10 protein-coding genes and 1 pseudogene are annotated in these 10,425 nt (G+C 35.7%); 4 read left to right on the plus strand and 7 right to left on the minus strand.

Annotated features, from left to right (window positions below):
* The 7 genes and pseudogenes from F6K22_RS18410 to gvpF form a co-directional block, all read right to left on the minus strand.
* Positions 1–1,845: hypothetical protein (locus tag F6K22_RS18410; RefSeq protein ID WP_375340170.1), on the minus strand; the 1,845-nt coding region annotated here is incomplete at its 3' end.
* 222 nt (positions 1,846–2,067) lie between these two features.
* Entirely contained in the window at positions 2,068–2,337 is a 270-nt protein-coding gene (gene gvpA, locus F6K22_RS18415) for a gas vesicle structural protein GvpA (RefSeq protein ID WP_293100807.1), read from the minus strand.
* 5 nt (positions 2,338–2,342) lie between these two features.
* Positions 2,343–2,837 carry a hypothetical protein gene (locus F6K22_RS18420; protein WP_293100809.1) on the minus strand — a complete coding sequence of 165 codons (495 nt, stop codon included), beginning with the start codon at positions 2,835–2,837 and terminating at the stop codon, positions 2,343–2,345.
* 100 nt (positions 2,838–2,937) lie between these two features.
* Positions 2,938–3,147: pseudogene (gene gvpA / locus F6K22_RS18425) on the minus strand (gas vesicle structural protein GvpA); the annotation flags it as partial.
* A gap of 345 nt (positions 3,148–3,492) precedes the next feature.
* Complete coding sequence (locus tag F6K22_RS18430; RefSeq protein WP_293100812.1) at positions 3,493–4,170, minus strand: GvpL/GvpF family gas vesicle protein; 678 nt, start codon at positions 4,168–4,170, stop codon at positions 3,493–3,495.
* A 360-nt stretch (positions 4,171–4,530) separates the two neighbouring features.
* Complete coding sequence (locus tag F6K22_RS18435; protein WP_293100814.1) at positions 4,531–6,480, minus strand: AAA family ATPase; 1,950 nt, start codon at positions 6,478–6,480, stop codon at positions 4,531–4,533.
* Between the two features lie 260 nt (positions 6,481–6,740).
* Positions 6,741–7,478: a gas vesicle protein GvpF gene (gvpF, locus tag F6K22_RS18440; RefSeq protein ID WP_293100816.1), complete on the minus strand. Its 738-nt coding sequence runs from the start codon at positions 7,476–7,478 to the stop codon at positions 6,741–6,743.
* A 323-nt stretch (positions 7,479–7,801) separates the two neighbouring features.
* On the opposite strand from gvpF, the gene F6K22_RS18445 reads away from it, so the two are divergent.
* From F6K22_RS18445 to F6K22_RS18460, 4 genes are all read left to right on the plus strand, one after another.
* Positions 7,802–8,053, plus strand: coding sequence for a gas vesicle protein GvpG (locus F6K22_RS18445; RefSeq protein WP_293100818.1), 252 nt, complete (start codon positions 7,802–7,804; stop codon positions 8,051–8,053).
* Between the two features lie 73 nt (positions 8,054–8,126).
* Positions 8,127–8,771, plus strand: coding sequence for a Uma2 family endonuclease (locus F6K22_RS18450; RefSeq protein WP_293100820.1), 645 nt, complete (start codon positions 8,127–8,129; stop codon positions 8,769–8,771).
* Between the two features lie 253 nt (positions 8,772–9,024).
* Complete coding sequence (locus F6K22_RS18455) at positions 9,025–9,423, plus strand: hypothetical protein (protein ID WP_293100821.1); 399 nt, start codon at positions 9,025–9,027, stop codon at positions 9,421–9,423.
* A 12-nt stretch (positions 9,424–9,435) separates the two neighbouring features.
* Positions 9,436–10,425 (plus strand): caspase family protein (locus F6K22_RS18460; RefSeq protein WP_293100823.1); only part of this gene is annotated, 990 nt, incomplete at its 3' end.

Consider the following 10,425-nt stretch of genomic DNA (forward strand, 5'->3'; position numbering starts at 1 on the left):
TTGACTTGCGCGTAGCGCCATAACACTCATTCCCGCCCAAGAAACATTTTTTTCTGTATAACTTACCAACTTTGCTTTACCAGTAACTAAATCATACTTAAAAATTTGACTATTAAATATAGCAAATAATTCATCGCCATAAAAATCTAGACAACCAGAATTCTTAACTCCACTAGCACCACCAACAGCAATAGGAGTAGCATTATTATTAAGTCGCATTAGATATCGTTGCTGATTATAATTATTACCAAAATCTGAATAACCTCGACCTTTATTATTAAAAGCTAAACCACCACAATAAAGAGGGTAATAAGATTTATAAGACTTAATAACTTTTCCTGCACCTGTCTTTACATTTACTCTTAATAATGTTTGAGGACCCATTGCATAGAGAGCATTTCTATGTTTAGAAAAAGCTAAACTAGCTATTTTACTATTACCTAATTTACCAATAATTATAGTTTTGGCAGTAGTAGGATTAATTCTGACTAAATCTGTTGTTTTTGGGTCGCGCCACCGAATACCATAGAGTACATTTCCACAAAAAGCAATATCTACTATGTGCATACTCATAGAACCAATTAAAGTAGTTTGACCAGATTTAAGATCTAGAGTATACAGATTACTTGCTTTGCCATTAGAGTATAAATCTTGAATATAGACTAATCCTTTAGTCTGTTTATAAACTACGTCTGATGTGTCTGGAATTTCTGCGGGGGAAACTACGTCTGGGTCTTCTTGTTCTATATCGCTGGGCGGTTCCGATGACCCCAGGAACAATGGTAGACCTGATGGGGATGCTGCGTCTGGCGGTTGGAATTGTTCTACTATATCGGTTGGTAATTCCGAGGAGTCTGATTCTGACGTTGGTGGTTCTGATTCTGGTATTTTTTTTTTTGACTTTCCCAGGCGTTTTGTCTCCTGATTTTTGGTCTTTTTGTTTTGCCTACTACCAAGTAAATTATCTGTAAGTTTCCCTATTCCACCTGTTAATTTATCTGTAAGTTCCCCGACTTCGCCTGTTAAGTTTTCTCTAAGTTCCCCGATTTCGCCTGTTAAGTTTTCTCTAAGTTCTCCTATTTCGCCTGTTAAGTTTTCTCTAAGTTCCTCTATTTCATCTGTTAATTTTTCTGTAAGTTCCTCTATTTCATCTGGTAATTTTTCTACTATTTCTCCTCCACTATTACCAAGAGATTTCAAACTTTGCAATGGATTAGTAAGTAGAGATAAAGGATTGAAAAAGAGAAGTTTTAAAAAATTGCCAATTGTGGTAATAAATGCTATTAAAGTTTTAACAATATATTTGATAAATGACCAGATTTTACCTACTACATCAACTATAAATAAATAAGTTTTTACTGGAATAGCAATGAATACTTGAAAAAGTATTTTCACCCAGACAAATATTTTCTTAATAGTCTCAATTATAAATTCATATATTTTGATAATTAGATTTATACAAGCTTTAACAATAGCTTTTATCCATGACCAAATTTTGCCGATCATCTTAAGTGTAAAGAAATATATTTTTATTGGAATAATTATGAAAAATTGGAATAGTGTTTTTATCGATGAAAATATGTTATTAATTACAGTAAAAATGAATATAAAAAAGTTTTTGAGATAACCCAGCATTCCCATCAAGGGACTCAAACCAGGCAAAGGTAGTTTTCTCGTGACGTTCTCTACGGTCTCTGTAAGTTTATTTGGTACATCTTTGATAGAAGATAAATTTTTTGTGGGTAACTTTTCGGTAAGATTTTCTACTACATCAGTAGTTTTTTTCAGAGGATTGGGAAGAGAGGAGAAATCCCCTTTATCTCGCCGATCTTTGAAATTTTTCATCTCAAACTCCTTTAATAAATTATGTAGTTATATTCACCCCCCTTTGCAGGAAAGCTACTCTATGGAATAATTTAGTTATAACAAACTTGATTTATAAAACTTGAAAAATAGACATCTCCGAAAATTAAAATTTAACAAGTTAATTATCGGAGATATCTAACTAAGAAAATGCAATAGTGGATCGGACGATTAGTACAAAATCCTTAACTTAACCTTATTAATTTATACTAAACTAGGAGAAGTCATCGGTTGTCCTATTTCATCCACCTCAACAGCTTCTCCTGGTGCTGCTGCGAGAGCTGTTAAACCAACTGCTTCAGCATACTTAAGGTAAGTTTCTACTGAAGCAATAACCACCCTAGCTTCAACTGCAAGTAACTCAATACCCACTAAAGAAACACGCACCCAAGCATCTATGACAACTCCTTTGTCAAGAATGCGGTCTACAACTTCAGCTAGACTGGAGGATGAATTAATTTTTTCTACTGCCATAATTTTTATTCCTTTACTTCTTGAGAACCCCAAACATAATTATGTAAATTAGTTCGGAAGGTTTGTAATTTTTTAGTCAACTTCTGGGACATCAATGCTCGCTCAGAACTAAATTGTTCCTGTAGTTGCAACACTTCTAGCTTGAGAGCTAATACTTCTTGTTTGCGACTAGCAATATCTTCTAACCGCTCCTGACGTGCTTGCTGTTCATGCACACGAAGTGCTTCAACATACTCTTCTAAAAATGTCCTTACTTGTTTGTAACGTTCGGCATTTTCTAATTGCCTTTGCTGTTTTTCTGCTAGACCTGTTTCGTGAAGATTTGTCACAAACTTGTCTAACATGGTGTGAAGCACCTGAGCTTCCCGATTTATATCTTGTCTAACAGCACGAAGTTCCGCTTGAGTTTGTTGTCTGTGTTGGGCAACCTCTAGTTTGCGTTCAGCAATTTCCGTTAATCTTTGCGATCGCTCTTTTGCCCATATATCTTTAAGAGCCATAAAAACTTTTGCCTTAGTATTAATAAGCTCCAACAGTAACAGGTTCTACTGTTGTTGCATCTAGAGGTTCATCATCTAAATTATTAGAAACAGTTTCTCCTGGTGCTGCTGCTAGAGCTGTTAAACCAACTGCTTCAGCATACTTGAGGTAAGTCTCTACTGAAGCTATAACTATTCTGGCTTCTATTGCAAGTAATTCAATACCTACTAAAGAAACGCGCACCCAAGCATCTATGACAACTCCTTTGTCAAGGATACGATCTACAACTTCAGCTAGACTAGAAGATGAGTTAACTTTTTCTACTGCCATAATTTTTATTCCTTATTTACTAGAAGCATCAATTTAACAGTAGACACTGGTAAATATGAAGATGCTAAGATAATTAGATTGGCAGAGATTTAAGGTCTTATATCAAATCCGGTAGTATCGGTGTAAAAAAGAAGATAGAAACCGGGTTTGTATTAAATTCCCTACCATACTAACATTTACCTCCAACAAACCCGGTTTCTTTAAATACTTCCATTGTAACCAGATTTGATATTACTTAAGTATAACATTATCTTTTAATTAGACATCTCCAATAATAAAAAATAAAATTAATTATTGCCCTAGATACATCAAATTTTTCCCCTTACTTCCTACTCCCTCTTTTCTTCATACAAAATGATAAGGAGGAAGTTGTTCACTTAAAGTAATTTGCCAATGGGAACACTTGGTTTGCCAAGTTGGTAGTTGTTGGGTCGTTAGAATTTCTGCTTCACGGTTGGCCAACAAGTGTACTTGCTTAATTCCCCCTTCTGTGCTGTCTTTAAATGCTGCTTTGGGATAATCTTGAAAAATTAACTGACGTATATTTTCCCACTGTTGACGTTGCTCGGTTTGAAAAGCTTGTTGTTTTTGAAAGCGTTGTTTTTTTGCTAATAAATAAGCTTTGCCACGAGCTTCACTAATTTCCAGAGTAGAAGGAGCTGAAACTGGTGAAAAAGTCACAGTATATTCTACTTTTTCTTGCAGTTGAGCCAAAATTGTCAGATATTGTTGCTGATGATTTTGTAAGTGATTGATAATATTTTCCACCGCAGCAAAAGCATTACCAAATCTGAGTGGTAGTATAGATGTTTGTTGAAATATTTTTCTAACTACGCGATCGTGGGTTAATACTGCTTGGAGTAATTTTTCGTCTGTTTCTTGTATTGTCTCAATAGATATATCTGCTTCAGTTACAGCAGCAAGATTTTGATATGAAATTAATTCGACTTCCTTTGCCATTCCTTTTGGCAATGCTAAGGACGATTTGGGTAGATATAGAAAAGCGTAGACATAAAATGACATTTTGGGTGCTTGGTGTTATGGTAGTGAGTTTTTTTCCTCGTAGGTTGGGTTGAGGGTTTCGCGAAACCCAACACAAGAAACACTCCAGTAGTAAACCGACACAGCTAAAATTGTGCATTAGGGAGTAGGTAGGGACGTTGCATGCAACGTCTGTACGGGAGTAGGGGGAGAAAGATTGTTGTTGGGTTTCGTCCCTCAACCCAACCTACATTATCCTACTTACCAGAATCAAAATTAAAATTATGAGACTGTTTTTGATTCATTAGAGAGTAGGTAGGGATGTTGCATGCAACGTCTGTACGGGAGTAGGGGGAGAAAGATTGTTGTTGGGTTTCGTCCCTCAACCCAACCTACATTATTCTACTTACTAGAATCAGAGTTAAAATTATGAGACTGTTTTTGATTCATTAGAGCATTGTAAGCAGTAGTAAAATGAGCGTTTGTAATCCTGATTTTCTTTGGAGACTTAATTCCTTTAGCGCTATAACTACGAATAGCAGCTAAAGCAGCTTGATTAGTCAACAATGCCAAATCTGCGCCATTCCAACCTTCTGTGCGACTTGCCCAATCTTTCAAATTTACTGCTTGCAGTGGGCGACCTTGATTATGCACTTTCAAAATTGCTAAACGACCTGCTCGATCTGGCAAGTCTACTTTAATTTGTAAATCTAATCTTCCCGCTCGCAGTAATGCTGGATCTAGAGCATCAGGGCGGTTAGTTGCTCCCACCAATAATATCTGAGTACAGTCGCGTAAACCATCCAATTCTGTTAATAGTTGACCAACTAGGCGATCGCTCACTCCAGAATCTCCGATAAATTTACCACGAGCAGGAGCAAGAGTATCAATTTCATCTATGAATATCACACAAGGTGCAACTTGTCTTGCTTTAGAAAAAAGTTCTCGGACTGCTTCTTCTGCTGCACCCACCCATTTACTGAGCAATTCTGGTCCGTTGACAGCAATAAAATTAGCTTGTGCTTGGGAAGCAACAGCTTTTGCCAGCAAAGTTTTGCCAGTTCCCGGTTCGCCCCATAATAAAATTCCTTTAGGAGCTTTTGCCTTAGTTTGTTCGTATAATTCTGGATAGAGCAATGCTCCCTCGACTGACTCTTGCAATTTTTGTTTGACTGCATCCAAACCGCCAATATCTTGCCAACTTACATTAGGTACTTCCACCGCGACAGACCTCAATACAGAAGGTTTAATTTCTTTTATTGCTGTCAGAAAATCAGTTTGCAATAAACTCATATCCTCTGGAGTCGGACTATCTAAGGATGGAACTTGACGACGAAGAGCTAAATAAGCAGCTTTTTGACATAAAGCTTTTAAGTCAGCACCCACTAACCCAACTCCCATATCGGCAATTTCTCCCAAATCAACAGAACTATCTAATGGCATAGAATTTGTCATTATCTGCAAAATTTCTAATCGTCCGTTGCGGTCTGGTATACGGAAATTAATTTCTCGGTCAAATCTTCCCGGACGACGGAGAGCAGGATCGATATGGTCTGGGCGGTTTGTTGCTGCTAAAATTAGAACGCCCTGATGTTCCACAAATCCATCCATTAATCCTAATAATTGGGCGACCAACCGCTTTTCGACTTCTCCTTCAACTTTGCTGCGGTCTGGCGCAATACTATCAATTTCATCTATAAATACCAGACAGGGAGCGGACTTTTTAGCATTGGTAAAAATTTTGCGTAACCTTGCTTCTGCTTCTCCATAATATTTGCTCATCACTTCTGGTCCGTTGATGGCAATATAATTTAGTCTCAGTTCTTCTGCTATTGCTTTAGCTGTGAGAGTTTTACCAGTACCAGGCGGTCCGACTAATAAAACTCCACGAGCTGGTTCTAGTCCTAATTGTGATAATAAATCTGGGCGTTTGAGTGGGAGTTCTATTACTTCTCTTAATTCTTGAATTATTTCGGACATACCTCCAATATCTTTGAGGGTAGGTCTCGATTTAGTTTCTGGGGGTGGGGGAGTAAAGTTGGTTTGTTGTTGAGGTCTGGTTTCTGTTACACCACCCGTGTCTTTTGCAGTGGTTGTTGGTTTGGTATCTGGGTATTGAGTAGTAAAGTTAGTTGGTTGTGGAGGTCTAGTTTGTCTGACAGGTTGTCTTGCTTGGGTTTGATAAAGGTCTCTTCTTCTTGGTATGTTCGTGTTAGTTCGTCTGGGAGTATTGTTAATAGTTCGAGAGTGTACCTGATAGGAAGTTTTTGCTTCCCCTGTTTCGCCTTTTTTTTCGAGAACTTTTGCCAGTTCTATTATTTGTCTTAAGTCTAATCTTAGAAAATTATTCATTGTTTTAATTTTTGATAGTTGAAGTAAGTGTTTTTCAAAAAATAGGGAGTAGGGAGTAGGGAGTAGGGAGTAGGGGGAAATAATTTATAATTTATGTACAATAATTGATTTTATTTTTGATTATTTCCAGATGTATAAAATTCAAAAATATGACCTCTGAATGCTTTCAAATATCAGTAAGATTATTTTTGTTAGGTTTAAAAGTGGATTTAACGCAAGGTCAAAAAGCTGATAGCTGATAGCTGACGGCTGAATGCTTTTCATTGTTCGATTCGAGCAAAATTAAAAGGAGCAGTAAAACTATTGTACCGAATTTTAAATCTTCCCTCAAATTTACTATCAATAACTTCTACTTTTTCACCAAATTCGGATTCTTTTTCCCAAGGTATTAGATAAGCTGCATTATAAATCATTTTTTCAGTTTGTAGGTCATTTTCTACTACTTCAATCGCCATTTGATTCAGAGTTGTTTGGAAAATTTCAACAATATCTTGTTTACGATTATTCATTTCTTGCTCAATAGCTTGCCCAATCTGAATCACCTCATCCATACTTAAATTTTTGCCAACCAAACTATCTCTTTGAGTTTTTAATTCTGGATTTTCTACAAGTAACTTTTGAATTTCTGCATCTGGTTCCCAATATACTTTTATTCCTACTTCTCGATTATTTTCTAACTTAGCAAATAATTCTTTCATTACCTGTTCAAAAGGATTAGTCAACTGTTGAGAAAACTTTTCCCAGTCAGAAACTACTAAACCAAATCGCATTGGTAATACATTTCTATAACCTGCCTCCATTGCTGACTCAAGCACTTTTTCATGAGTAACTAAATTGCGACGACTTGCCAGATAACGTTCCTGTTTAGCCATCGAATAAAGCACTGCAAATTCATCAACAATTTGAATATTTACAGCCTCTTTATCCAATCCTTGTAAACTTAAATTTTGCGGACCAGGTGGTAGGAATATACCATAAACATAGAAACCAGATTTCATAATTAATTTAGGGAGTAGGGAATAGGGAGTAGGGAGTAGGGAGTAGGGGAGTAAGGGAGTGGGGGAGTAAGGGAGTAATTTTTTTGCCCTTGTCTCTAATTTTAAAGTACATCAATTAATATAATTCTGTAAATAATCCCTTAATTAATACCGTTTGACTATCAGAATTTCACAAATAGTTTCAAAGTTATAATGTCAAATAATCCGTTGAAATGTCAAAGTTTTCTGTCTATTAAATTACTTTTGACTTTTGAATTTTGACTTTTGACTTGAGCAAATGGGACAATTTTTGCTTAGATAAGTAATTTTAGGACTTCATCATTATGATTATCCGTTTATTAACTCTACCTATTACTGGTCCATTGGGAGGAATAGTTTGGTTAGGGAAAAAAATTCAAGAACAAGTTGATACAGAAGTAGATGATAAAGAAAATCTTAGTAAAAAACTTCTCGCTCTTCAACTTGCTTTTGACATGGGGGAGGTTTCAGAAGAAGATTTTGAAGAACAAGAAGAGGAGCTTTTATTAGCAATTCAGGCGGCAGAAGAAGAAAGACTTAAAGAGGAAGAAGAATAGTTATTTTACCCTCAGTTTTTTATGTAGTTAATTAACCTCAAAACTGCTGTATTAGTTAACAGTAATTTTATTTATGACAAATTTACAAGTAAAAATTCCAACAGATACATGGGTTTCAGCTACTTGGGATGAATATCTCGAAACTATTGAAAATCCCATTTATGCTAAAGCAAAATCATATTATTACCAAGGAAAATTCAGAATAGAAATGTCACCAGTAGGTTACGACCATGCTAGCGACCATTTACTTATTGCCACAGCTACTATGATTTTCTGTACTTTCAAAAATATCGACTGTAATGGTTTAATCAATTGTAGTTATAGAAAAACTAGAGTTCAAGAAATACAACCAGATATTTCTTACTATATAGGTGATAATGCTAATATTTTTCCCAGGGGAAATTCTATTGTAGATTTAGATACATATCCATCGCCTGATTTAGTTATAGAAATAGCCAATACTTCACTATCTGATGATAAAGGTGAAAAAAGGTTGATTTATGAAGATTTAAAAGTCAAAGAATATTGGATAGTTGACGTAAAAAATGTAGATATTATTGCTTTTACTATGGTTGATGGTGGCAGTAAAAGGATTACAGAATCTCTAGTTTTACCAGGGTTACTAATAGATGTTTTAAAAGAGGCTTTACAACAGAGTAGAAGTGTTAGTCAAAATCAAGTTTTTGCCTCCCTATTTTCTCAATTTCAAGAATCTTGATCGTAGAATATAGCAAAATTTGTAGGGTGTGTTAGACGGCTTAAATTTAGACTATGAAAGAGATTTATCAATCCGTCGTAACGCACCATTTTAGATGTTTCGGTCTACTAAGTTTTAAATTGTATCGCAGAGGTTTGGTTTCCCAATTCTATTTTCGCTTTAGAGACAAAACCCCTACAGTTTACGATTTTTGCTTAAAGAAATAATTTAAGGGTATAATTATTTTATTCCTGAAAAATCACAATTAAACATTATGTCATTAGAAAATATTCAACTAACAATTACTCTATCTGACTCAAAATTGGAAGATGATAGACTTCAAGAAGATACCCGGAATATTCTGTCCGAAGTAAAAAAGTTTGATGGAGTACAAAAGGCAGATTTAATGTCAATAGAAACTGCTGAACCTGGAGCCATGGGTATTGGTGGTTTTTTAGTAGGCATTCTCACCGCAGAAATTAATATTGAAAATACCAAAGGTTTAGTTAAATATTTAGGCAATCGCCTCTATGGTAAGACTATTAAAATGAAAATTACAGCTAAAGGCAATGGTCAAGAGATAGAAGTTGAGATTGAAGGTTGTAATGCTAAAGAATTGGAGAAAGAGTATGAGAAAGTCAAGCCAATTATAGAAAAAATTGTTAATGGTTAAAAGGATTTTCTTATGAAAAAAAAAGCTCTATTAGTTGGAGTTAGTAAATACGACAATTTTGACAATTTGGATACTACCCTGAAAGATGTTGATGCCATGAAGAAAATTTTAGGGAATAAAGAGATAGGAGGTTTTGAAATTGAGGTGTTGAACGACTCCAATAGCGATAAGATAGAAGAGGCAATAGAACGATTATTTGATCGTGCGAATGAGAATGATACTTTACTATTTTATTTTTCTGGTCATGGATTTTTAACTCAAGAAGGTCATCTATATTTAGCTACTGGTGAAACTACCAAAAAACAAAGGGGATATAGTAGACGGACTTCTGTTGCTTCCAGTTTCTTAAAAGATGAAATGAGTAACAGTTTTTCCAAACGTATTATTGTGATTCTAGATTGTTGTTTTAGTGGTGCCTTTACTCAAGGACAAAAAGGGGATGAACAAGAGGAAAAAATAGATATTAAACCAGAATTAGGTGGTAAAGGTAGGGCGATTTTGATGTCTTCTAGTTCTACTCAAAGTTCTTTTGAGTCGAAAGATTCGGAATTATCTATTTATACAAAACATCTAGTTGAAGGAATTAGGAGTGGGAAAGCAGACACTGATAAAGATGGTAAAATTTCGGTCTATGAATTGCATCAATACGCGAGTAAAAAAGTCAAGGAAGAATCTCAGAGAATGACTCCTCTTGTATCCGTGGAGGAAGATTCTCCAATTTATTTAGCGTTTTTGCCACAGTCGAATTGTCGCGGGGAAGGACAACAAACACTACCTGAGAGTAGCAAAATAGATTCACCCAGTCAAATCGAAAATACTGGATTACCTGAACACAAAAGTCATCCAATTGAACCTGGGGAGCAGCTACTAAAGCCCCCATCTAAACTCCTCCTGGTAAAGAATTATATACCCTCACTTCTATTTCTCGTGACCGATCGGCAGAGCCCACGTCTGCACTCCCGTCACTTGCCGCTGTCCCTCTCGTCTGCCGTCTTCTGCTTG

Origin of the sequence: Okeania sp. SIO2F4 (assembly GCF_010672385.1) — a bacterium.
Lineage (GTDB): Bacteria > Cyanobacteriota > Cyanobacteriia > Cyanobacteriales > Microcoleaceae > Trichodesmium.